At 69.1% G+C, this 23,351-nt stretch carries 20 protein-coding genes; 9 read left to right on the top strand and 11 right to left on the bottom strand.

The features are described 5' to 3' along the window. Positions 1 to 13: 13 nt before the first annotated feature. Complete coding sequence (locus tag Q8A52_RS01450; RefSeq protein WP_316747884.1) at positions 14 to 1,150, bottom strand: tetratricopeptide repeat-containing glycosyltransferase; 1,137 nt, start codon at positions 1,148 to 1,150, stop codon at positions 14 to 16. A gap of 235 nt (positions 1,151 to 1,385) precedes the next feature. On the opposite strand from Q8A52_RS01450, the gene Q8A52_RS01445 reads away from it, so the two are divergent. After that, positions 1,386 to 1,940, top strand: coding sequence for a tetratricopeptide repeat protein (locus Q8A52_RS01445; protein WP_316747882.1), 555 nt, complete (start codon positions 1,386 to 1,388; stop codon positions 1,938 to 1,940). Between the two features lie 55 nt (positions 1,941 to 1,995). On the opposite strand, the gene rfbD is transcribed toward Q8A52_RS01445, so the two are convergent. Together rfbD and rfbB are read right to left on the bottom strand one after the other, a co-directional pair. Continuing rightward, on the bottom strand, positions 1,996 to 2,907 hold the full coding sequence (rfbD, locus tag Q8A52_RS01440; RefSeq protein ID WP_316747879.1) for a dTDP-4-dehydrorhamnose reductase: 912 nt from the start codon (positions 2,905 to 2,907) through the stop codon (positions 1,996 to 1,998). Then, complete coding sequence (gene rfbB / locus Q8A52_RS01435; protein ID WP_316747877.1) at positions 2,904 to 3,878, bottom strand: dTDP-glucose 4,6-dehydratase; 975 nt, start codon at positions 3,876 to 3,878, stop codon at positions 2,904 to 2,906. Before rfbB ends, rfbD begins: the two co-directional genes overlap by 4 nt. Positions 3,879 to 4,878: 1,000 nt before the next feature. Between rfbB and Q8A52_RS01430 the strand changes: the two genes are divergently transcribed. Beyond that, entirely contained in the window at positions 4,879 to 5,244 is a 366-nt protein-coding gene (locus tag Q8A52_RS01430) for a hypothetical protein (protein ID WP_316747875.1), read from the top strand. A gap of 222 nt (positions 5,245 to 5,466) precedes the next feature. Here the strand turns inward: Q8A52_RS01430 and Q8A52_RS01425 are convergent, their stop codons facing one another. Together Q8A52_RS01425 and rfbA are read right to left on the bottom strand one after the other, a co-directional pair. After that, entirely contained in the window at positions 5,467 to 6,075 is a 609-nt protein-coding gene (locus tag Q8A52_RS01425) for a dTDP-4-dehydrorhamnose 3,5-epimerase family protein (RefSeq protein ID WP_316747873.1), read from the bottom strand. A 30-nt stretch (positions 6,076 to 6,105) separates the two neighbouring features. Beyond that, the gene (gene rfbA / locus Q8A52_RS01420; RefSeq protein WP_316747871.1) at positions 6,106 to 7,035 is read right to left on the bottom strand and encodes a glucose-1-phosphate thymidylyltransferase RfbA; all 930 of its coding nucleotides are present in this window, start codon (positions 7,033 to 7,035) and stop codon (positions 6,106 to 6,108) included. Positions 7,036 to 7,172: 137 nt separating this feature from the next. Between rfbA and Q8A52_RS01415 the strand changes: the two genes are divergently transcribed. After that, complete coding sequence (locus Q8A52_RS01415) at positions 7,173 to 8,453, top strand: glycosyltransferase 87 family protein (protein ID WP_316747869.1); 1,281 nt, start codon at positions 7,173 to 7,175, stop codon at positions 8,451 to 8,453. A 104-nt stretch (positions 8,454 to 8,557) separates the two neighbouring features. Here Q8A52_RS01415 and Q8A52_RS01410 read toward each other — a convergent pair whose 3' ends face one another. Continuing rightward, positions 8,558 to 9,604 carry a glycosyltransferase family 2 protein gene (locus Q8A52_RS01410; protein WP_316747867.1) on the bottom strand — a complete coding sequence of 349 codons (1,047 nt, stop codon included), beginning with the start codon at positions 9,602 to 9,604 and terminating at the stop codon, positions 8,558 to 8,560. Positions 9,605 to 9,731: 127 nt separating this feature from the next. Between Q8A52_RS01410 and Q8A52_RS01405 the strand changes: the two genes are divergently transcribed. Then, positions 9,732 to 10,160, top strand: a complete 429-nt coding sequence (locus Q8A52_RS01405; protein WP_316747865.1) for a GtrA family protein — start codon at positions 9,732 to 9,734, stop codon at positions 10,158 to 10,160. A gap of 176 nt (positions 10,161 to 10,336) precedes the next feature. Here Q8A52_RS01405 and Q8A52_RS01400 read toward each other — a convergent pair whose 3' ends face one another. After that, positions 10,337 to 12,160 (bottom strand): phosphoenolpyruvate carboxykinase (GTP), encoded by a 1,824-nt coding sequence (locus Q8A52_RS01400; RefSeq protein WP_316747863.1) that lies wholly within the window; start codon positions 12,158 to 12,160, stop codon positions 10,337 to 10,339. A 353-nt stretch (positions 12,161 to 12,513) separates the two neighbouring features. Between Q8A52_RS01400 and trhA the strand changes: the two genes are divergently transcribed. The 5 genes from trhA (at position 12,514) to Q8A52_RS01375 (ending at position 16,698) form a co-directional block, all read left to right on the top strand. Then, on the top strand, positions 12,514 to 13,227 hold the full coding sequence (gene trhA, locus Q8A52_RS01395; RefSeq protein ID WP_316747861.1) for a PAQR family membrane homeostasis protein TrhA: 714 nt from the start codon (positions 12,514 to 12,516) through the stop codon (positions 13,225 to 13,227). A 112-nt stretch (positions 13,228 to 13,339) separates the two neighbouring features. Next, positions 13,340 to 14,917 (top strand): MFS transporter, encoded by a 1,578-nt coding sequence (locus Q8A52_RS01390; protein ID WP_316747859.1) that lies wholly within the window; start codon positions 13,340 to 13,342, stop codon positions 14,915 to 14,917. 5 nt (positions 14,918 to 14,922) lie between these two features. Then, positions 14,923 to 15,552, top strand: a complete 630-nt coding sequence (locus Q8A52_RS01385; RefSeq protein WP_456300738.1) for a TetR/AcrR family transcriptional regulator — start codon at positions 14,923 to 14,925, stop codon at positions 15,550 to 15,552. Between the two features lie 33 nt (positions 15,553 to 15,585). Beyond that, positions 15,586 to 16,317 carry a Mut7-C RNAse domain-containing protein gene (locus Q8A52_RS01380; RefSeq protein ID WP_316747855.1) on the top strand — a complete coding sequence of 244 codons (732 nt, stop codon included), beginning with the start codon at positions 15,586 to 15,588 and terminating at the stop codon, positions 16,315 to 16,317. 48 nt (positions 16,318 to 16,365) lie between these two features. Then, on the top strand, positions 16,366 to 16,698 hold the full coding sequence (locus Q8A52_RS01375; RefSeq protein ID WP_316747853.1) for a hypothetical protein: 333 nt from the start codon (positions 16,366 to 16,368) through the stop codon (positions 16,696 to 16,698). On the opposite strand, the gene Q8A52_RS01370 is transcribed toward Q8A52_RS01375, so the two are convergent. Genes Q8A52_RS01370 through Q8A52_RS01355 form a run of 4 tightly spaced genes read right to left on the bottom strand, consistent with a single transcriptional unit; the run spans position 16,682 to position 23,191 of the window. Further along, the gene (locus Q8A52_RS01370) at positions 16,682 to 19,087 is read right to left on the bottom strand and encodes a galactose oxidase-like domain-containing protein (protein WP_316747851.1); all 2,406 of its coding nucleotides are present in this window, start codon (positions 19,085 to 19,087) and stop codon (positions 16,682 to 16,684) included. The genes Q8A52_RS01375 and Q8A52_RS01370 overlap by 17 nt on opposite strands. Beyond that, complete coding sequence (locus tag Q8A52_RS01365; RefSeq protein WP_316747850.1) at positions 19,084 to 20,277, bottom strand: glycosyltransferase family 2 protein; 1,194 nt, start codon at positions 20,275 to 20,277, stop codon at positions 19,084 to 19,086. Before Q8A52_RS01365 ends, Q8A52_RS01370 begins: the two co-directional genes overlap by 4 nt. After that, positions 20,274 to 21,926, bottom strand: a complete 1,653-nt coding sequence (locus tag Q8A52_RS01360; protein ID WP_316747847.1) for an ArnT family glycosyltransferase — start codon at positions 21,924 to 21,926, stop codon at positions 20,274 to 20,276. Before Q8A52_RS01360 ends, Q8A52_RS01365 begins: the two co-directional genes overlap by 4 nt. Beyond that, positions 21,923 to 23,191, bottom strand: a complete 1,269-nt coding sequence (locus Q8A52_RS01355) for a glycosyltransferase (RefSeq protein ID WP_316747846.1) — start codon at positions 23,189 to 23,191, stop codon at positions 21,923 to 21,925. The genes Q8A52_RS01360 and Q8A52_RS01355 overlap by 4 nt, the downstream gene beginning before the upstream one ends. Between the last annotated feature and the right edge of the window lie 160 nt (positions 23,192 to 23,351).

Genomic DNA, 23,351 nt, shown 5'->3' with positions numbered 1-23,351 from the left:
GACTCACACCGTTTCAGACTCCGACGCGTTGCTTCGCCCCGGCGAGTTGCTTCGAGCGCAGGTGGCGTCGTGAGAGCTCCAGATTCTGGAGCACGCGGTCACGATGTTCGGCGGGCAACTTGCCGCCTGTCAGCAGGCGTTCACAGCAGTCCTCCGATTCCTCGTACTCCCCCACCCAGTAGGCGGACACACCCAGTTCGTCGAGTGCGCGCCAGTGGTACCAGTCGGACTCCACGAACAGGTGGTCGTTCCTCGGATACGGGAGGCGTGCCGCCTGCCGCGCGAACAGGTGGGCGAGCGGCCACCGCTGCCCGTTGAGGCGGCACCAGCGCGCGAGCTCACCGAGTGCTTCGGCGCGGGTGGGACGGCTCTCGTGCGCACCGAGGTAGCGGTCCATCACCTCGGCCGGCGGCCGCTCCAGCTTCTCGGCCAACTGTGCGGCGAACAGGCGGGCCCAGAAGACCTCCTCGTCCCAGCCGCCCATGCCCGCCCGGCGGTCGTAGGCTTCGATCGCCTTCTCGATCTCACCCACGTTGCTCCAGCTCTGGGCCAGGTAGAACACATAGCGCTCGTTGCCGGGCTCCTTGATCAGACCCTGCTGGAGGATCTCGACATCGCCCAGGTACTTCTCCCGCAGGCTTTTCCCCCTGCTGCGTCCCCCGCCGCCCATGACGACGATGGTGGCGCCCTCCAGGTTCCCGAGGCTGTACCGCGAACCGCAGTCGAGGTACTCGTGCAGGACACCTACGTACCGCCACGGCAGCCGGGTCGAGACCAGGGCGCGGCGCCGGTGCATGTAGCGCCCGCTTCTGATGCTGAGCCGGTAGGCGTCGAGAGTCAGCTCGGGCATGCGAGAGCCGGGCGCCGCCTCCATCATGTCGTCGGCGTCCATGAAGAGCAGGTAATCCGCGCGGGCACGGGCGAGTTCGATCGCCTCGGTACGGCTGCCGTCGAACCCTTTCCAGGGCCGTTCGTACAGTTCGCCGGGCAGGTCGCTGTAGACGTCGCGGATGACGTCCTGCGTGCCGTCGGTCGAGCCGGTGTCCACGATGACCCAGGTGTCGATCAGGGGCCGTACGGATTCGAGACAACGCCGGATCACCGGAGCCTCGTCCTTGACGATCATGTTGAGACAGACCGTTGACTTCACGGGTCCCATCCAATCCAGCCGGTGAAAGCCAAGCAAAGAGGCGGGGCCGCAACCATTCTCAGGACTCGTGCATTCGAGTGGTCTGAATGCCCCCTGCGCCTGCCGTACGACGGCACCGTCGGGGGCGCCTCGTAACGTCGGTGCCGACGACCTGAGACACGCCAACTCCATCCGTCCGCCACCTTCCACGAAAAGTGACCACGTGAACCGTACGAGATTGTGGGCAGGGCTCGCCGTGACGGCGACGGTCGCCACCGGGGTGACCGTCTGGGCGCTTCCCTCCCCGTCGACCGTGCTGTCGGAATCCAAGGCCGCGTCCGTGGCCCGGAACAGCCCGCAGGCGGGCGCACTGTTGCGGTCGGCACTTGAGCGCATGACCAAACGGGATTCCGTGGGGGCTGCCCGGGACTACCGGCAGGTACTGGAAATTGACCCCACAAACAAGTTCGCCTGGTACGGCCTCGGCCTCCTCGGGCAGCAGCGCGGCAGGAAGGCGGATGCCCTCGCAGCCTATGAGAAGGCTCTGGAGACCGATCCGTCATTCATGTCCGCTCTCTCCAGCGAGGCGAATCTGCTGAAGTCGAGCGATCCCGACCGGGCCATCGAGATCTTGAAGCGTGGCGCGAACGCCGATCCGAAGGCCACGTCGCTCTATCTGCAACTGGGTTATCTCCTGGCGGAGCAGAAGCGCAACGGCGAGGCCGAGGATGCGTTCCGTCATGCGGTGGCGGTCGATCCCGGGGTTCTTTCCCAAGTGCCGCAATGGTTCCGGGGGTCCGTGGGTCGGTGAGTGACCGGCGCCCCGGAAGGCGCCCTGCGGACCGTCCGGTTCCGCAGGGCGCCTTCTACGTGTGGCGGACGCTCGCGCGCGCCGCCGCGGCCAGGTCGGCGAACGCGGGTTCCTTCAGGGCGGCCGTCAACTGCTCGTCCCACGGGGGGAGGGGGGCGAGGCCGGCCCGCAGCCAGTTGCCGTGGCCGAGCACGCCGAAGACCGGGCGGGCGGCCGGACGCGGAAACTTGTCCGACCCGACCGGGCGGATCCGCTCGGGATCGAGGCCGCTGAGCCGGAAGGTCTCACGCGCCAGACCGCACCATGTGGTGCGGTCGGCCGCCGTGCCGTGGTAGATGCCGGCCGGTGCCTGTCCGGTCAGCGCGGCACGGCCGAGGGCGGCCAGTCGGCGGGCGAGCGCCCGGGACCAGGTCGGCTGGCCGTGCTGGTCGGCCACCACGTCCAAAGTGTCGTGCCGGGCCGCGAGTTCGAGCATGGTGGCCACGAAGTTCGGGCCGTGCGCGCCGTAGAGCCAGGCGGTGCGCACGACGTAGCCGGCGCGGGGCAGCAGTTCGACGACTGCCCGCTCCCCCGCCAGTTTGCTTCGCCCGTACGCGTTGACGGGCCCCGTCGGAGCGTCTTCGGGGTACGGATGACGGGCGTCGCCCGGGAACACGTAGTCGGTGGAAATGTGGAGCAGGCGCGCGCCGCTGTCCGCGCAGGCGCGTGCGAGGTGGCGGACGCCCGTGCCGTTCACGGCCGTGGCCGCCGCCTCGGACCGCTCGGCGCCGTCGACATCCGTCCACGCGGCGCAGTTGACGACCACTCGGTGACCGGCGACGGCGGCGCGGACGGCTGCCAGGTCCGTGATGTCGAGCCTGTCCCGGCCCAGTCCCGTCACCGTGGCGGCCGGATCGGCGGCGAGCTCGGCCAGCATGTCCTGGCCGAGGAGCCCGTGTGCGCCGGTCACCAGCCAGCTCGTGGTCATCGCAGCGCGGCCCTCTCCTTGAGCGGCTCCCACCAGGAGCGGTGTGCGCGGTACCAGGCGACCGTGGTGGCCAGGCCCTCCGTGAAGGACACCTGCGGGGCATAGCCGAGGTGTTCTCGGATCTTGCTGTCGTCCAGCGAGTAGCGCAGGTCGTGGCCCTTGCGGTCGGCCACGTACTCGACGCGGTCCCAGCCCGCGCCGACCGCGTCCAGCAGCAGGCCGGTGAGCTTGTGGTTGCTCAGCTCGGTCCCGCCGCCGATGTTGTAGACCTCCCCGGCCCTGCCGCCGTGCAGGACCAGGTCGATGCCCCGGCAGTGGTCAAAGACGTGCACCCAGTCGCGGATGTTGCGGCCGTCTCCGTAGAGGGGGACCGTCCTCCCGTCGATGAGGTTGGTGATGAAGAGCGGGATGACCTTCTCGGGGAACTGGTACGGCCCGTAGTTGTTGGAGCACCGGGTGATCACGACGTCCAGGCCGTGGGTGCGGTGGTAGGCGAGAGCCAGCAGGTCGGAGCCGGCTTTCGACGCGGAGTACGGGGAGTTCGGCGCCAGGGGCCACCGCTCGGTCCATGCGCCTTCGCTGATCGAGCCGTAGACCTCATCGGTGGAGACGTGGACGAAGCGGCCGACACCGTGCCGGTGGGCCGCGTCCAGGAGCACCTGCGTGCCCATCACGTTGGTGCGGACGAACGGACCGGCCCCGTCGATCGAGCGGTCCACGTGCGACTCGGCGGCGAAATGGACCACCGCGTCCTGGCCCGCCATCACCTGGTCGACCACGTCCGGGTCGCAGATGTCGCCCCGGACGAAGGTGTAGCCCGAGTGTTCCGCCACCGGTGCCAGATTGGCCTCGACCCCCGAATAGGTGAGTTTGTCGAGGACGGTAATCCGCGCCGTCGGGTCCGAATTCAGATGCCGGCGGACGTATTCCGAGCCAATGAATCCAGCGCCGCCGGTCACAAGGATGTGCATAGTTCTCCGAGTCTTTCTTGCTGTCCGGGGTCCGGCACCAAGGCTTCAGACGCCGGTCGCGGGCGCGGACACAACGCGGACGGTGCCCGCGAGGCCGAAGCCTCGGGGCACCGTCGTTCGTTCCCAGGTGAAGCGGACGGCTGTTGGCGCACTGCCGCCGTTCGCGTGGGAGTTACGGGGTGATGTCGGCGCAGACCACGTAGACGAAGGTGTCGTTCGGCGGGGCGGGCTCCGGCGCACCGGGTGGGGTAGGCGCGCTGCCGGCCTGCCATCCGATGGGGGTGCTCCCTGAAGTGAAGGGAATGGGCCTGTTGAGCGAGACGTTGGCGCCGGCCTCCGAGAAGTATCCGCCGCCGGTGGCGATGTCGCCGGTGTCGCACGTGGCAATCGCCGACTGGTCCGGGGGATTGAAGGAGTTGCTCCGGACGTACGTCTTGATACCCGCGGGACCCTGAGCACCCTGTGCGCCCTGAGCACCCTGTGCGCCCTGAGCACCCTGGGCACCCTGGGCACCCTGGGCACCCTGCGCGCCCTGAGCACCCTGAGCACCCTGCGGACCCTGCGGACCCCGAGCACCCTGGGCACCCTGAGCACCCTGGGCTCCCTGAGCACCCTGAGCGCCCTGGGCTCCCTGAGCACCCTGCGCGCCCTGTGCACCGCGAGCACCCTGGGCACCCTGAGCACCCTGAGCTCCCTGGGCTCCCTGAGCACCCTGAGCACCCTGCGCGCCCTGTGCACCGCGAGCACCCTGGGCACCCTGCGCTCCCTGGGCACCCTGGGCTCCCTGAGCGCCCTGCGGACCCTGCGGTCCCTGCGGACCCTGCGGTCCCTGCGGTCCCTGCGGACCCCGAGCGCCCTGCGCACCCTGCGCACCCTGCGCACCCTGCGCACCCTGCGGTCCCTGCGGTCCCTGCGGACCCCGAGCGCCCTGCGCGCCCTGAGCGCCCTGCGCGCCCTGAGCACCCTGCGCGCCCTGAGCACCCTGCGCGCCCTGGGCACCTTGGGCACCCCGAGCACCCTGCGCACCCTGCGGACCCTGCGGACCCTGCGGACCCTGCGGACCCCGAGCACCCTGCGCGCCCTGCGCACCCTGAGCGCCCTGCGCACCCTGCGCACCCTGCGGACCCCGCTTGCCGGGCTTGCCGTCATGACCCGGCTTGCCGGGCTTGCCGGGCTTGCCCTGGGGGCCCTGGGGGCCCCGGTCACCCCTGCTGTGGCCCTTGCCGCCGGCGGGCACCGCATGGGAGACGGTCGTGTCGACGCCCGACCTCTGGATGGCGTCGGCGATGGCCACCGTGCTCGGCACAACGTTGAGCGCCACCGCGAGAGCGCCCGCGGACACCAGCGTGGCGGACCTCAGGCGTGAACTTCGGATCGTTCTACGGTTCAAGAGAACCTTCCTCAGTAACTGGGAGAGAGTCAGACCGCAAGCGCGCGCACCCGGTGCGCATTTTTCGCATGCGCGTCACGTCGCCTCTGGCTACGGACAAATCCATTCTTAAACTCGCGGCAATTGAAAGGTCACGGGTCACGCCCGCGACTTGCGCGAGGATCACCCGTGCGGCCTCAATGGACCTGCTTTCTGCGTTCATTCCTCTCGGATTGCCTTGGCGAGCCCTCTGCGATACCCGGTGCAGTCCTCGAAGGAAGGCAGCAGACCTTGTCGCCCGGCTTCCTCCAACGTCGGCGCGGCGGCGTCCTTGCCGGAAAGGCGGGGGGCGAGTTCCCCGGGCCAGGCGATGGCCAACTCGGGGTCGAGCGGGTTGATCCCGTACTCGCGCTGCGGTGCATAACCCTCGGAACAGAGGTAGACGACGGTGGAATTGTCCTCCAGCGCCATGAAGGCGTGGCCCAGCCCCTCCGAGATGTAGACGCAGCTGTGTGTCGTGTCGTCGAGCCTGACCGCTTCCCACTTCCCGAAGCTCGGAGAGCCGGTGCGAATGTCGACCACCACATCGAGGACGGCGCCGCTGACACAGGTGACGAACTTGGCCTGGCCCGGTGGGACCGATGCGTAGTGGACACCGCGCAGAGTGCCGAGAACGGAACGGGAGCAGTTGGCCTGCTCGAGTCGGAGTGCTTGGCCCGTGGAATCACGGAACTGTTTCCCCTTGAACCACTCATGGAATCTGCCCCTGATGTCCGTGAACACCTTGGGCGTGTCCACCCAGGCCCCTTCGATACCCAGTGGCTCCAAGTGAATGCTCCTTTCCGTCGCGCATTCCGTTCAGGGACGGCCCATCGGTTCTTCGTGGCGCGCTCCGCCGCCTCTTTGCGGCACGACGACATGCCGGTAGTCCTCCAGCAGCCCCAGCAGGTAGTGGCCGTATCCGCTCTTGAGCAGGGGCCGGGCCAGTTCCCGGAGCCGGTCGTCGTCGATCAGGCCGGCCCGCCACACCGCTTCCTCCACGCACCCGACCTTGAAGCCCTGGCGCTCCTCGATCACCCGGACGAATTCCGACGCCTGCATCATCGAAGTGAAGGTCCCGGTGTCCAGCCACGCGGTGCCGCGGTCCAGCCGGGTGACCTGCAGCGTCCCGGCCTCCAGATAGACCCGGTTGAGGTCGGAGATCTCCAACTCGCCCCGGGCGCTGGGCCGCAGACCGCGGGCGATCTCCACGACGTGATGGTCGTAGAAGTAGAGACCGGGCACGGCGTAACGGGACTTCGGCCTTGCCGGTTTCTCCTCGATGGACAGCGCCCGGCCCGACTCGTCGAACTCCACCACGCCGTAGGCCGAGGGGTTGGCGACCTGGTAGGCGAATACCCTCCCGCCCTTGAGGTCGTCGTGGCGGGCCAGCCGCGTGCCGAGGCCACTCCCGTAGAAGATGTTGTCGCCCAGGATCAGGGCCACCGACTCGTCGCCGATGAAGTCCGCCCCGAGGAGGAATGCCTGGGCGATTCCCTCCGGGCGCTCCTGCGCCATGTACTCCAGCCGCAGGCCGAGTTGACGGCCGTCGCCGAGCAAGCGGCGGAACTGGTACTGGTCTTCGGGGGTGGTGATGATCAGGATCTCGCGCACACCGGCCATCACCAGTGTGGAAAGCGGGTAATAGACCATCGGCTTGTCGAAAACCGGCAGCAGTTGCTTCGACACCGAGCGGGTCAGTGGCCACAGTCGCGAGCCGGTACCCCCGGCCAGGAGAATTCCGCGCATGGCAGCACCCTATGCGAATTGCCCATAAATGCCGGTTTGTTACGCGTCAACAAGGAATGTTTCGGACATACTGATCGCCGTCGCGCCCGGATGCCGTCCGCACGGCGCGATCGAGCGCGACCTGAACGGAGTCCGGAATGCTCGACACAGCCGCCGAGACCCCCCGCCGGCACACCGCTGATTCGACGATGCTGGCGCTGGCTGCATACACCACGGTGGCGGTAGCCCTCTTGGTCCGTATGCTTCTGTTGCCCCGCGAGTCGGGCGACTACGTCACCTTTCTCGCACCCTGGTACTGGCACATCGTGAGCCACGGAGGGTTCCACGCCCTCGCCGACCCCAGCTTCTCGGACTACAACGTCCCCTACCTCTATCTGATGGCCGCGCTGACGTACCTGCCGCTGTCGTCACTGGTGGGCATCAAGTGGATCTCGATGCTGTTCGACCTGGCGCTGGCGTACTACACCTTCCGGATTGTGTGCCTGTTCCGGCCCACGCACCGCTGGGCGGCCCTCGGCGCGGGCGCGATCGTACTCTTCCTGCCCACCGTCGTCATCAACAGCGCATGGTGGGGGCAGTGCGACGCCGTCTACACGGCCTTTCTGGTCGGTGGGCTCTACCACACGCTGCGCCACCGGCCGTGGTGGGCATACACGTTCTTCGGGATCGCGTTGGCGTTCAAGTTCCAGGCGGTTTTCCTCTTCCCCTTCCTGCTCGTACTGGTGCTGGTGGGGCGGGTGCCGTGGCGGTGCCTGCTCGCCGTCCCCGCGGCGTACCTCGCACTCGACGTCCCGGCCCTCATGATCGGCGCCGACCCGGGGCGGCTGCTGACGGTCTACGCCCAGCAGACGGACAGGTACCACTTCCTGACCGTCAACGCGCCGTCCGTGTACCAGTTCGTGTCGGTGCCCGGTGACACCGACCCCGTGCGCAGCGCAGGCGTTGTGGTCGCGGGGGTGCTTGTGTCGCTCCTGATGGGGCTGGCGGTCTGGTCCCTGCGGCGCCGCCGGCACGGCATGCCGGACTCCGGCCTTCGCGTGCCGGAACTCACGGACACCCGGATCATGTTGCTGGCCACCTGCTCCGCGATCGTGGTGCCGTTCCTGCTGCCCTCGATGCACGAGCGGTATTTCTACGCCGCGGACGTGCTCACCGTGATGGCCGCGTTCCGACTGCCCCGGCAGCTTTGGTGTCTACCGGTGCTGGTGCAGCTCGCCTCGTACGGCAGCTACCTGACGATCATGTCCCCGGAGGTGGCTCCGTATCTGTCGATGCCCGCGCACGGCGCGCTGATGCTGCTGGCCTTGGTGATCGTGCTCCGGACGACGGTCCAGGAGTTCCGCCGCGCGCCCGAAGCGCCGGCCGTGCCCAGCCAGCCGGTCGCCGACAGCACCACGGCCGAGCCGGCCCGGACATAGCGGACTCGAAGGTCCCTCCAAGGCGAGGGCCCGGCACGCTTCGTCAGCGTGCCGGGCCCTCGCCTTGGGGGGACCGAGTCTTATGGACGGTTTTCCCGCAGGCCCTAGCCGCCGAGGAAGTCCTGTCGGGTCCCGTGGCCGCGTCGCGGGCCCGGCCAGGAGATGCCCTGCGCGGAGGCGATCGCCGCACCGGTGTCGTCGGCGACGAAGTAGGTCGGGCGCCGCTGGACGGCGGAGTACACACGGCCGATGTACTCGCCGAGCACGCCCAGGCAGATGAGCTGGACGGCGCCGATGAAGAGCACGGCGATGATCAGGGAGGCCCAGCCGGGGGCGGTGTTGCCCGCCGAGTACACCGCCAGCGTGTACACGAGCGTGCCCAGGCAGACGAAGAAGGCGAGGGCGCCGAGCCAGGTGGCCAGGCGCAGCGGGGCGACGGAGAAGCTGATGATGCTGTCGACCGCCAGCAGGATCATCTTGCGAAGCGGGTACTTGGTGTGCCCGGCGACGCGTTCGTCGCGGTGGTAGGTGACCTCTCCGCTGGGGAAGCCGAACCAGGGCACCAGGAGCCGGTACACCTGCGGCTGGTCGGGCAGGGCCTTCAGGGCGTCGAGGACGTTGCGCGACAGCAGGCGGAAGTCGCCAGCCTGGGCGGGGACGTGGTTGCCGACCATGCGGCGCATGAGCCAGTAGTACGCCCCGGCCGTGTTGCGCTTGAAACCGGTGTCGGTGGAGCGGTTGGCGCGTACTCCGTAGACGATGTCCAAGTGCCGGGCGCGGGCCAGGTCCAGCATCTCCGGGATCTTCTCCGGGGGGTCCTGGAGATCGGCGTCGAGGCTCGCGGCGTAGCGGCCGCGGGCGTGGTGCAGGCCGGCGGTGAGCGCGGCCTGGTGTCCACTGTTGCGGCGCAGCCGTACCATCCGCAGCTGCGGCCAGCCGGCCCGCAGCTCCTCCAGCAGTTCCACCGTCCGGTCCGTGGAGCCGTCGTCCACCGCGACGACCTCGTACAGCTCGCCCGTGGCGTCCAGCACCGGCCGCAGCCGCCCCGCCAGCGCCGGCAATGCCTCTTCCTCGTTGAACATCGGAATCACGACCGACAACTCGACGGCCGACTCGAGCCGGTCAGCGGGGTCGTGGAGCACATCAATCATTCGGAGATGCCAGCCCATCCTCGAGCGGGTCGGCGCAAAAATGCGCCCGATTTGCTCGCATACGGTACTGTCTGGGGTTGTTTCAGCGCGTCAGACACACGTTCTCGAACCCCGGGTGCCGTAATCGATGCCGAACTCCACCGAGACCGCCGCCGATGTGACCGAGGCCGGGATCGCCCGGCAGTTGCCGGTTTTCGCGATCATCGGCGTGCTGTCCACCGCCGCGTATCTGGGCCTGTACACGGCGCTGCGGCCGGTGCTCGACGCCCAGTCCGCCAACCTGGTCGCGCTGCTGGTCACGGCCGTGGCGAACACCGCCGCCAACCGCCGGTTCACCTTCCGGGTACGCGGCACGGACGGCGCCGCCCGGCATCAACTCCAGGGGCTGGTGGCCTTCTTCGCCGGGCTCGCGCTGAGCAGCGGGGCCCTCGCCGTGGTGCACCGGACCCTGCCCGACGAGACGCAGGTGGAGGTCGGCGCACTGATCGTGGCCAATGCCGCAGCGACGGCGCTCCGCTTCGTGCTGCTGCGGCTGTGGGTCTTCAGAGGACCCTGACTCGCCCTGCCTCCAGAGGACCCCGACTCCCGAAAACGGGTCCGGGGCCCGCGCCGTACGCCGTTGTACGGTGCGGGCCCCGGGGCCCTTCTTCATGGTGCTGTCACCGCGGCCGGCCGTGACGATCGCTGGTCAGGGCATCCGAGGACCGGCCGCGGAGTCTTTTCGCGCGGGCCTCAGCCCAGGCGCTCCACCAGCGCCCGGTACTCGTCCCACAGCTCCTTCGGGGTGTGGTCGCCGAAGGTGTTGAGGTGCTCGGGGACCAGCGCCGCCTCCTCGCGCCAGACCTCCTTGTCCACGGTGAGGAGGAAGTCCAGGTCGGAGTCGGCCAGTTCGAGCCCGTTGGTGTCGAGGGCCGCCTTGGTCGGCAGGATGCCGATGGGGCTCTCCACGCCCTCGGCCTTGCCGTCGAGGCGCTCCACGATCCACTTCAGGACGCGGCTGTTCTCACCGAAGCCCGGCCAGACGAACTTGCCCGCGTCGTTCTTGCGGAACCAGTTGACGTAGTAGATCTTCGGCAGCTTGGACTGGTCCTTGTCCTTGGCCACGTCGATCCAGTGGGCCATGTAGTCGCCCATGTTGTAGCCGCAGAAGGGCAGCATCGCGAAGGGGTCGCGGCGCAGCTCGCCGACCTTGCCCTCGGCGGCGGCGGTCTTCTCGGAGGCGACGTTGGCGCCCAGGAACACGCCGTGGTTCCAGTCGAAGGACTCCGTCACCAGCGGCACCGCGCTGGCCCGGCGGCCGCCGAACAGGATCGCCGAGATCGGCACGCCCTTCGGGTCCTCCCACTCCGGCGCGATGATCGGGCACTGGGAGGCGGGGACCGTGAAGCGGGCGTTGGGGTGGGCGGCCGGGGTCTCGGACGCCGGCGTCCAGGCGTTGCCCTTCCAGTCGGTCAGGTGGGCCGGGAGTTCCTCCGTCATACCCTCCCACCAGATGTCGTTGTCGTCGGTGAGGGCGACGTTGGTGAAGACGGCGTTGCCCCAGAGGGTCTTCATCGCGTTGGCGTTGGTGTGCTCACCGGTGCCGGGCGCGACGCCGAAGAAACCGGCCTCGGGGTTGATCGCGTACAGGCGGCCGTCCTGGCCGAAGCGCATCCAGGCGATGTCGTCGCCGATGGTCTCGACCGTCCAGCCGGAGATCGTCGGCTCCAGCATGGCGAGGTTCGTCTTGCCGCAGGCGCTCGGGAAGGCCGCGGCGACGTACTTCGACTCGCCCTGCGGCGGGGTGAGCTTGAGGATCAGCATGTGCTCGGCGAGCCAGCCCTCGTCACGGGCCATGACGGAGGCGATGCGCAGCGCGTAGCACTTCTTGCCGAGCAGGGCGTTGCCGCCGTAGCCGGAGCCGTAGGACCAGATCTCGCGGCTCTCGGGGAAGTGCGAGATGTACTTGGTCTGGTTGCACGGCCAGGGGACGTCCTCCTGGCCCGGCTCCAGCGGGGCACCGAGGGTGTGCACGGCCTTGACGAAGAAGCCCTCGTCGCCGAGTTCCTCCAGGACCGGCTGTCCCATGCGGGTCATCGTCCGCATCGACACGGCGACGTACGCCGAGTCCGTGATCTCCACGCCGAGCGCGGAGAGCGGCGAGCCCAGCGGGCCCATGCAGAACGGGACCACGTACATCGTGCGGCCCCGCATGGAGCCACGGAACAGGCCATTTTCCCCCTGGAAGATCTCCCGCATCTCCGCGGGCGCCTTCCAGTGGTTGGTGGGGCCGGCGTCCTCCTCCTTCTCGGAGCAGATGAAGGTGCGGTCCTCGACGCGTGCGACGTCGGTCGGGTCGGAGGCCGCGTAGTAGGAGTGGGGGCGCTTGACCGGGTCCAGCTTCTTGAAGGTGCCCCTGGTGACGAGCTCGTCGCAGAGTCGCTCGTACTCGGCCTCGGATCCGTCACACCAGACCACGTTGTCCGGCTGGGTCAGTTCAGCGATCTCGTTGACCCACGAGATCAGTTCCTGGTGGTTGGTGGGGATGACGGGGGGAGCCGCGATGTCGCGCGCCACGATTGCTCCTAAATGAGGGATTTTGTCCTTGTCTGCCCCGTGGGGGCCGCGGCCCGGACGCTTCGTAGCCGCTCATCCGGTGCCGACCGCACTCATTTGATCATCCGATGGTAGTGCGCATATGTCCAGAGCGCATCACAGGTGAGCGACGTGAGGAAGGCCACGGTTACCGCGTTTCTTTGCGTGCACGATGGGTTCGCCTGAAGGTCTTTTTGCGTTACCGCGGGTTTGCCGGTCGCGGCCGGACGCGACAGCGGCGCGAGGGCGCGACCCCGTGAGAGGATGGCCACTATCGACCCGCCATCGAGCCGGAGTGGGCCGTAACTTACGGTTCCGTAGGTACGATTCCGGTCATGACTGCGTCCGCCCCCGACGCGCCCACGGACCCGCCCGCCGCCGGCCGCGGTCCCGTCGCGCTCTCCCTGCCGCACCCGGTCAAGCCCAAGCTCCGGGGCTGGCTCCATCTCGGCATGTTCCCTGCCGTACTCGTCGCGGGGCTGGTGCTCACCGCCCTCGCCGACTCCCCCCGCGGCCGCGTGGCCTGCGGCATCTATGCCCTGACGGCATGTCTGCTGTTCGGCGTGAGCGCGCTGTACCACCGGGGCAACTGGAGCCCGCGGATGGACGGCATCCTGCGCAGGCTCGATCACGCCAATATCTTCCTGATCATCGCGGGCACCTACACCCCGCTGACGATGCTGCTGCTGCCGGGCGCCAAGGGGCAGTGGCTGCTGTGGGGCATCTGGGCGGCCGCCGCGGCCGGGATCTTCTTCCGTGTCTTCTGGGTCGGCGCCCCGCGCTGGCTCTACACCCCCTGCTATCTCGCCATGGGCTGGGCGGCGGTCTTCTTCCTGCCGGACTTCATGCGCACCGGCGGCATCGCCGTCCTGGTCCTGGTGATCGTGGGCGGCCTCCTGTACAGCGCGGGCGGCGTGATCTACGGGATCAAGCGCCCCAACCCGTCACCGCGCTGGTTCGGCTTCCACGAGGTGTTCCACTCCTTCACGCTGGCCGCCTTCGTCGTCCACTACGTCGGCATCTCCCTGGTGGCGTACCAGCACGCATAGACCCCCGCACCCCCTCTCCAGTGGCCACGGCTTGCGAGCCGTGGCCATTTTCTATTGCCTGACACCGACACCCCATTGACAGTGACTAATTTTTGAAAGCTACTCTCATTTCATGGCTACTGTCATCCACACAGAGGAAGCGCGGCGCGACCCCCGCCGCTGGTGGGCCCTCGGGGCCCTGGTCGCGAGCATGCTGGTGCTCGGCTTCGACATGACGATCCTCAATGTCGCGCTGCCGACCATGGCGGAACAGCTCGGCGCCACCACCGGTGAACAACAGTGGATGGCGGACTCGTACGTCGTCGTCTTCGCGGCGCTGATGCTCCCGGCGGGGCTGCTCGGCGACCGGTTCGGGCGGCGGCGGATGCTGATCGCCGGGCTCCTGGTGTTCCTGGCCGGCTCGCTCGTCGGCACCCTGGCCGGCGATGTGAACTGGGTCGTCACCGCCCGCGCGGTGATGGGCGTCGGCGGGGCGCTGGTCATGCCGCTCGCCCTGTCCGTGCTGCCCTCGCTCTTCGGGCCGGACGAGCGCACCAAGGCCGTCGGGATCATCTCGGCCGCCTCGGCGCTCGGTCTGCCCCTCGGCCCGATCATCGGCGGCTTCCTGCTGAACCACTTCTGGTGGGGCTCGGTGTTCCTGGTCAACGTCCCGATGGTCGCCATCGGCGTCGCGGCCTGCGTCCTCCTGCTGCCCGAGACCAGCGACCCTGCCTCGCCCAAGGTCGACGCCGTCTCCACCGCGCTCACCGCGTCCGGGCTCGCCGCCCTCATCTACGCGATCATCGAGGCTCCCGACCGCGGCTGGGGCCGGACACTGGTCCTCTGTCTCTTCGCAGCAGCCGTCCTGCTGCTCACCGGACTCGTCCTGCGCGAGCGCCGGGCCGTGCGACCCATGCTCGACATGTCCCTGCTCGCCCAGCGCGGCTTTCTGCTCAACACGGTCGCAGCGACCCTGGTGATGTTCGTGCTCTCCGGCCTGATGTTCGTCCTGCCGCCGTACCTCCAGGCCGTCCTCGGCCATGACGCCCTGGGCACGGGTGTGCGTCTGCTGCCGATGATGGGCGGTCTGATGGTCGCCGCGAAGGCCGCGCAGCCGGTCGTCGAGCGGTTCGGCGCGCGCGCCGTGGTGAGCGCGGGCCTGGTCGTCCTCGCCTTCGCCGCGCTCCTCGGCAGCCGTACGACGGTCGACTCGGGCTACGGCTTCACCGCGCTGTGGCTTTCCGTCGCGGGTGTCGGCTTCGGCTTCTCGGTGGTCCCGGCGATGGACGGCGCCCTGGCCGCGCTGCCCGCCGACCGCGCCGGCAGCGGCTCCGGCCTGCTGATGACGCTGCGCCAGGTCGGCTCCGCGATCGGCATCGCCCTGCTCGGCAGCCTGCTCGCGGGCGCCTTCCGCGACCGGCTCGACGTCACCGGGCTGCCCGCGCGGGCCGCCGACACCGCCGGCGACTCCGTGGTCGCCGCGCACCTGATCGCCGAGAAGGCGGGCCCCGACAGCGCGGCCCATCTCGCCGCCTCCGCCAACGCCGCATATGTGCACGGCATGACCCTGGTCCTGCTGGTGTGCGGTATCGCCTCGCTGGTCTCCGCACTGCTGGCGGCCGCGTTCCTGCCGAGCGCGCCGGGCAGGCGCGCCACACCGCGGGAGGAGGCCCGGGCCATGGCCGCCTCCGGCACGGATGCCGGAGAATGACCACCATGACGGCCGCACGTACCTCTCCTCCCACCGACCGCTCCCGACTGGGACTCCGCGAGCGGAAGAAGATCAAGACCCGCGAGGCGATCCGCACCGCGACCTATGAACTGATCGAGGAGCAGGGGTACGACGCCACCACGATCGATCAGATCGCCGAGCGCGCCGAGGTGTCGCCGTCGACCGTCTTCCGGTACTTCCCGACCAAGGAGGACATCGTCCTCACGGACGAGTACGACCCGATCGTCCTGGACGAACTGAGGGCGCGGCCCGCGGAGGAACCCTGGACGGAGTCCGTCCGGTATGTGATGCGCCGGGCCGTCCAGCTCGGCGTCGAGGAGGATGCCCGGGTGACCCGGCTGCGGACCCGGCTGATGGTCGAGGTCCCCGCGGTGCGCTCGCGGATGATGGAGAGCATGTCGGTCACCGGCCGGATGCTCTGCCAGGCCATCGGCGAGCGCACCGGCCGGGACCCGGAGAGCCTGGAGGTGCGGGTCTACGCGATGTCCCTGGTCGGCGGCCTGATGGAGACCTCCCTGTACTGGGCCGCGAACGGTCACCGGGACGATTTCGCGGCCCTCGTCGACCGCACCCTGGACGTCCTGGAGCACGGCCTGCCCAGGGAAAACCCCTGAGCCCACGCCGCTCGCCCATGACATCCTGACGGGGTGAACGGACCCGAGATCCACGTCGAAGTAGCTCCCGAGCTCCGGCTGTTCGTCCCGAACAGCCGCCGCCATGGCAGCACCGCCCTCGCCACCGACGGCGTCTCGACCCTCGGCCATGTCATCGAGTCCCTCGGGGTCCCGCTCACCGAGGTCGGCGCGCTGGTCGTGGACGGCCGGCCGGTGCCGGTGTCGCACATTCCGACGGCCGGCGAGTCCGTGAGCGTACGGGCGGTCGAGCGGCCCCAGCGAGTCCCCGGCGCTCCCCTGCGCTTCCTCCTCGACGTCCACCTCGGCACCCTCGCCCGCCGGCTGCGCCTGCTCGGCGTGGACACGGCGTACGAGTCCACGGACATCGGCGACCCGGCGCTGGCCACCCGCTCCGCCGCCGAGAAGCGGGTCATGCTCAGCCGCGACCGCGGCCTGCTGCGCCGCCGCGAACTGTGGGCGGGCGCCTATGTCTACAGCACCCGCCCCGAAGACCAACTCCGTGACGTCCTCGACCGGTTCGCGCCCGAACTGCGTCCCTGGACGCGCTGCACGGCGTGCAACGGGCTGCTGAAGGAGGCCACCAAGGACGAGGTGGCGCACCAGTTGAAGGGCGGGACGCAGCGGTCGTACGACGTCTTCGCGCAGTGCCGGGAATGCGGGCGCGCGTACTGGAAGGGCGCGCACCACGACCAGCTGGAGGCAGTCGTGGAGCAGGCGCTGAGCATGCGTACCCAGCGGGGCTGAGTACGCGAGCCGATCACCCGGGACCGCCCGGACCGGTTGGCTGAGGTCATGACGACAGCGAAGCGCCCGCAGGCACCGGCTCCCGGCCGGTTAACCACCCGGTGGTCGGTGTGGGGACTGGCTCTGCTCATCCCCACCGTCTTCCTCTCCGCGATCGGCGTGGCCGCCACCGAGCGAGGCACCCGCTGCATCACGTACAACGAGTGCCCCCAGGTCCCGGGGGCACTCGTGTACGGCACTTTCCTCACGGCCGTCGCGGCGGGCCTGCTCGCCCTGGCGTGGCCGCGACGCCGCGGGACCAAGGGACGCGCCGCGGCCGTGGTGCTCCAGTGGAGCGCCCAGTCGCTGCTGGCCCTGGTGATCCTCAGCTACGGCCGCTGACGTCCGCCTTTCCGCAGGCGACCCCGTCCCGGTTGCGGTCGAGACCGAGCGGATCGTCCCTGCCGTTGACCTTGAGCCGGCCGTAGTGGTTCTGCTTCAGCCAGTTGCAGCGCGCGGCCGTCGTCCTCTTCACCGTCGGCGGGAAGACGGTCGGCACACAGACGTTGACCGACCCGTAGTGCCGGTCGCAGCCGGAGATCGTGGTGCTGACCTTCTGCGACGACCGCTTCTTGCCGGGCCCTGCGACCTTGCCCTCGAGGGAGTCGGCGAAGGAGTGGACGTGCGCCGAGGCGGCGGTGGCGCTGAGCGCGGCCGGGCCCTGCAGATGCACCCACTTGGCCACCGACGGCACTCCGTTGGCGTCCACCGCGAACAGCATGTACCAGCCGGGCGGTGCCAGGTTGGGGTTGCTCGTCACGTTCAGGTCGACGTTGTTGCCGTCCACCGAGAGGGGCAGGTCGACGAACCGCTGGTTCGGGTCGGAGGAGTGGGTGACCGCGGCCGGGCGGATCAGCTCCGCCTTGGCGATGGGCCTGTCCACCGTGATCCGCTGGGTGTCGCCGTACTTCCACTCCTGGTTGATCACCGAGGTGATCGTGGGCCGGGTGCCCTTGTAGAGGTAGGGCGGGGTGTAGATCGACACGTTGTGGTTCCAGCTGCCGTTGCCCGGGTTGTCACCGGTGGCCATCACCCGGCCGTCGGGCAGCAGGAACGCCGACGAGTGGTAGCCACGGGCCTCGGGGTCGGCGGCCACCGGGTCGAAGGTGTTGGCGTCCGGGTCGTAGATCGACGACTCGTACACCGGATTGGCCCGGTTGTGCAGGGCGCCGCCCGTCTCCAGGACCTTGCCGTCGGGCAGCAGGACCGCGGAGACGTACATCTTGCCCTGGGCGCCGGTCTCGGGGACCTTGCCGTTGCCGAGGTCGACCGTGCCCTGCGGGAGCGGCGGCCCGGCGACGTACGACGGGTTGGCCTGCTTGAGGTCGATGAGGTCGGTGAGCCGGTTGCCGTCCGGGTTGGTGTCGATGTTGCCGCCGCCGATGGTCAGCACCCGCTGGTCCTGCGCCGGGGGCAGCAGCACGCTCGCCGACTGGTCGCGCTCGTCCTTCTTCTGCAGGCCCGGGATCTGCGTGACCGTGTTGGCGTTGTAGTCGTAGATCGCCGACCCGGTGCCCGGGATGTTGTTGCCGAAGACATGGCTGCCCGAGTAGAAGAGGCGGCCGTCCTGCATCAGGACCATCGACGGGTACAGGCCCCAGAACGACCAGGTCTGGTTGACCTTCCACAACGGCTGCCACGCCTGGTCCTTGTCCGACCAGTACTCGGCGGTCACCGAACCGGACGAGTCCTCGCGCAGACCGCCGAAGGAGATGACGTCACCATTGCCCAGCTCGGTCGCCGAGGGGTACCAGTGGCCGTCGTTGAGGTCGTTGGTCTTGCTGTAGGTCTCGGTCTTCGGGTCGAAGATGTACGAGTCCTTGAAGCCCTCGTAGCCGTGCCCGCCCGCGACCGGGTACGCCTTGTTGCCGCTCATGACGAGCACGCGCCCGTCCTGGAGCTGGATGTGCCCCGCGCAGAACATGTCCTTCGGCGTGGGGATGACCTTGTAGGTGCCGTTCGCGGGGTCGTACACCGCGCTGGTGAACGAGCCCGCGTTGAAGTTCTCCTCGTTGTTGCCCGAGCCGGCGATGAGCAGCACCTTGCCGTTGTTCAGGACGACGGAGTGCATCGAGCGGACCGGGTTCTGCGTCGGGAGCACCGACCAGCTTCCGTTGGCGCACTGGTCGCTCGTGCCCGTGCACTGCGGAGGCGGGAGCGTGTCGGGGACCTGCTCCATGGTGTAGTCGTCGGTGGTCACCGAGCCGGTGCCGTACACCGACACACCCCAGGTGATGCGGTCGGTGCCCGCCGGGACCTCGGGGGTGCGGACGGTGGCCTGGGTGTAGCCCGACGCCATGTCGAGGGTCTTCAGGTCGGTCCAGTACTGCCAGCCCGCCGTCGTGTCGTGCCGGAAAAGCGTGATGGCGGTGTCGGGTGTCGTCGACTTGTACCAGAGGGACAGGTCGTACTGCTTGCCGGCCGTCACCACCGGCGCGCACTGGGTCGACTCGGTGATCAGCGCCTTGCGGTCCCCGTCCACCCGCCGGGTGAGCGTGACCTTCATGGCCTTGGAACCGGAGTGGGCGTCGGAGACGGTGGCGAAGCTGAAGTCGTTGTTGCCCCAGCCGGACTTCTCCCAGCAGTACGGCATGTCGTCCGTACCGGCGGACTCGAAGCCCGGGTTCTTGACGAGGTTGGCGGCCTCGGCGGACTGCGGTGAGGTGAGGAGAAGACCGGCGGTCAGGGCCCCGACCCCGACCAGTGCCGTCCTTCTTCGGTGCAGGTTCACACGGCTCTCCTTGCTGCGGTGCGGGCCCTCCCGCGACGCGGGAGGTAGACCAGCGCTTCGGTACCGACGAAGCGCAGGACGAAGGTCGTCACCAGCGCGAGCGCGGTGGCGGGCAGCGCGCCCATCCCGAACCGGTCGACGAGCAGCGCGATCAACGGGATACGCAGCACCAGGTCGGCGTTGGCGAGCAGCGCGAACCGGCCGACGCGGTCCCACCAGCGGCGGTGCGCGCGCCGGTCGCGGAACAGGAGGTGCTCGATGAGCAGGAAGTTCCAGGCGACGCCGAACTGATTGGCGAGGATCTCGGCGGGGACGTAGTGCATGCCCAGCACGGTCAGTGCCCACAGGCCGGCCAGGTTGGGCACGAAGCCGGTGGCGCCGATCAGGCCGAAGGCGACCATGCGGGCGACCGGTGAGGCGGTGCGCAGGCCGACCAGATGACGCAGGAAGCGGAAGCCCTCCTGGGCGGTCGACTTGGACTCGCCGGCGAACCGGTCCTGGAAGACGAACGGCACCTCGGCGACCGCACGCGGCCGGCTCCGCACGGCGAGCTCCAGCAGGATCTTGTAGCCGAGGGGCTTGAGTACCTCCGCCGTGACCGCGCTGCGCCGGATGGCGAAGAAGCCGCTCATCGGGTCGCTGATGCCGTGCAGCTTGCGCGGGAAGAGGGACTTGGTCAGCCAGGTCGCCCCGCGCGAGACGGCCACCCGGTAGCTGCCGGCGAGCCCGGCCCGGCTGCCGCCCTTGATGTACCGGGAGGCGACGACGAGCCCGGCGTTCGATCGCTCGCCGGTGGCGATCAGCTCCGGTACCAGGGACGGCGGATGCTGGCAGTCGCCGTCCATCACGACGATCCACTCCGAGGCGGCCGCCTTCAGGCCCTCGACCACCGCCCCGCCGAGTCCGCCGACCGCCTCCTCGCGGTGCAGCACGGTCACCGGGAACGGGCAGTCCTGCGCGGCCTGCCGGATGACCTCGGGCGTGTCGTCGGTGGAGTCGTCCACGAAGACGACCTCGCAGGGCAGCCGGGCGGGCACCGACTCGGTGATCTGGTGCAGCAACTGCCGGATGTTCGCGGACTCGTTGAAGGTCGGTACGACGATGGTGACGGCACCGGGCTCGGCCACCTCGGCGCCCTGGACGGCCGGATCGCCCAGCTCACCGGGGACCGTGTACTCGTGGCTGCTCATCGCTCGCCTCCCGCGGCTGCCGTCTGGATCTTCCGGATCTCGATGCGGTCGGGTCCTCTTCCGAAGGTGGCGACCGGGGTGGAGTGCTGGATGGCGGCCTTGACGTTGGGCAGGTCGCGGGCGTCCCGCCGGACCGTCGGCGAGGCGACCACGTAGTCGATGTCCTTCCAGCCGTGCGGCATGGTCTTCGTCACGGCCGGGTCGAGGTCGGCCTTGTAGAACCAGATGGCGCCAAGGCCGGGCTGGTAGCCGTGATGGACCAGGTCCAGCCACAGCGCGTCGTCGACGAGGACCCGGGTGTGCCCCGGGTCGCCCACCTTGCTGCCGAGCCACTTCGAGGCCTGCCGGTAGGAGGCGTTGGCGTCGGCGGTGACGGCGGTGCGGTCGCCGTCGTACCAGTGCGGTACGACATAGACGCCGGCGGCGACGGCGAGGACGGCGGCGAGCGCGTACCGGCCCGCGGTGACATACCGGTTCTCGTTCGCGGACCGCCGTCTGCGCAGCACGGCGTGGGCCACGGAGGCGGTGCCCCCGGCGAGCACCAGCGCGAGGAAGGGCAGGGCACCGATGACGTACATGGCGGGCAGGTAGCCGTTGGGCCGCATCGCCACCAGGGCCAGGATCGCCACGGTCAGCGCCGGTCCGGCGAGGGCGCGGGCGGTGACCGACCAGCGCCAGGTGACGAGGAGCAGCAGCGCCCCGGCCAGGCCGCCGAGGGGCAGCACACGGTCGTAGTACAGCCAGGAGTGGAGCACTCCGTACGAGCCGGACGACGTGTCGAGGATGAAGCCCGAACCCGGCCTGGACATCTGGTACTTGATGCCGTCCCAGAGTGACACGTGGCCGCTGCCCGGCAGCAGCTCGCCCTTCAGGAGGGCGAAGAGGGGGTAGGAGAAGCCGGCCAGGACACAGGCGGTGATCGCTCCGGTGAGGGCGAACTTACGGGTGTCGCGGTGGCTGTGGCGCCACATGGTGAGCAGCAGGGCGGGCAGGACGACGAGCATCGTTTCCTTGGTGAGCACACCCGCGGCGGCCGCGAGTCCCGCACCGAAGTGGTGCCACAGGTGCCGGCTGGGCGAGGCGGCGAGACAGAACGCCAGCAGCAGCCACATCACGGCGATGTTGTCGAGGAAGATCTCGCGCTGGAGCACGACGGCGAGCGGCGACAGCCCGAAGAGCACCATGCCGAGCCCGGCCGCCCAGCGGGGCAGCGACAGGCGACGCCCGAGGACATAGACGAGGACCGCGCTGACGGCGCTGATCACCAGCATCGCGATGCGCATGCTGCCGACGGTCATCGAACCCGGGCTGACCGCGGACGGGATCCAGGTGAGCAGTGCTATCTGGATCCAGCCCAGCGGCGGGTGGTCGTACCAGTAGGTGTAGTGGGCCAGGCCCTTGCCCTGCTGCACGGCCCAGGCCTGGGCGAGATAGGTGCCCTCGTCGTCGCTGAGGGTCGGGTAGTCGGCGATGTTCCAGCCCTGGACGACGAGGATCGCCACGAGGAGCACTCCGCACAGGAGCAGGTCGGAACGGGAGGAGCGGAGTCGGCTCGGCGGCGTTGTTCGACCGGTCGAACGCTCCTTGGGTACAGGTCGGCGCTGCGCGGGGACCTTCGGAGCGGTCACCACGGGAAGGGTGGAGGTCACGCAGGAACGTCCTCTCGGGTCGTCTCGGCCGCGGTGAGGTGCGCGCCGACGTGGGTGGTCAACTCCCAGTCGTTACGGCCGCGCTGCTCACGCCATACGGCGCGGATCGCGGCCCCTGCGAGGAGGACCTGGTAGAAAGGGCCGCCCACGATCAGCTTCACGTAGTGGACGAGGCGGACACGGAGGCCGTACTGCTTGCCGAAGTCGTGCAGCCCGACCACCTCGAAGACGAAGGTGACGGCGGCGGTGACCAGGGGCAGGAAGGTCAGGAAGGCGACCCCGACGGGGACGTCCAGGAAGAGCGCCACGGCGGCGTTGAGCGGTATGACGACTCCGGAGAAGGCCTGCAGGAACGGCGTCATCAGCGTGTACCGGGCGAGCAGCCGCTGCCCGAATCCCGGGAGCTGCTTCCAGTCCTTCTTCCGGTAGACCTGCAGGAAGCCCTGGTTCCAGCGGGTGCGCTGCTTCAGCAGCGACATCAGCGAGCCGGGCGTCTCCTCGCGGGTGACCATGTCGGAGTCGTAGGCGACGACGACCTTCTTGCCGACGCTGGACAGGCGAACGCCCAGGTCGCAGTCCTCGGCGAGGCAGTTGGGGTCCCAGCCGTCGGCTTCCCTGAGCACGTCCGTGCGGACGAAGACGGTGTTGCCGCCGAGCGGGATGAACCCCTTCTGCGCGTGCAGGTGCAGCCGGGAGCGGAACCAGAAGAAGTACTCCAGGCAGTTGCGCAGGCTGTACCAGCTGGAGTGGAAGTTGATGAGCTGGACGCCGCCCTGGACCACGTCGGCCCCCGTCGTCCGGAAGGCGTGGTCGACGTGGGCCAGGAGTTCCGGGTGGACCTGGTCCTCGGCGTCGAAGACCCCGACGACGTCGCCGCGGCAGTGCGGCAGCGCCGTGTTCATGGCCTTGGGCTTGTTCTTCTTCTCGTGCGTGTCGACGACGACACGGACACGCGGGTCGCGCTCGGCGGCCGCGTTGGCCACCGCCGTGGTCTCGGGGTCGTCGTGCCCCACGATCACGATGATCTCGAAGTCGGTGTGCGTGGATTCCAGCAGCCGCTGGATGGTGTGGTCGAGCACGGCCTGTTCGTGCCGCGCCGGCAGCAACAGCGAGAACGACAGATGTTCGTCCCCGTCCGGTCTGCTGAACCGGGTGGAGGCGAGCACTTCGGGCGTGCGCCACGCGTGCATCTGCCACCACAAGGTGAAGGCCGCCATCCAGAACAACGCAAGCGAGACGGCAGCAATGAAGACAGACGTGAGCAAAAAGATCCCCCCAGATCCCCATATCCCCCCGGCGCGACGTGGCATCCCGCCCGTCGCGTCACGATGGAGAGATTATGAGTGTTCTGTGAAGCGCGCAGGCCTTTTCAGTGAAGAGCGTGTTTCCTCACAATCACGCCCTCGGTGAGCAATTCGAACGCTA

This window comes from Streptomyces herbicida (assembly GCF_032656585.1).
Lineage (GTDB): Bacteria > Actinomycetota > Actinomycetes > Streptomycetales > Streptomycetaceae > Streptomyces > Streptomyces herbicida.
This window is presented reverse-complemented; position numbering and strand designations above follow the sequence as displayed.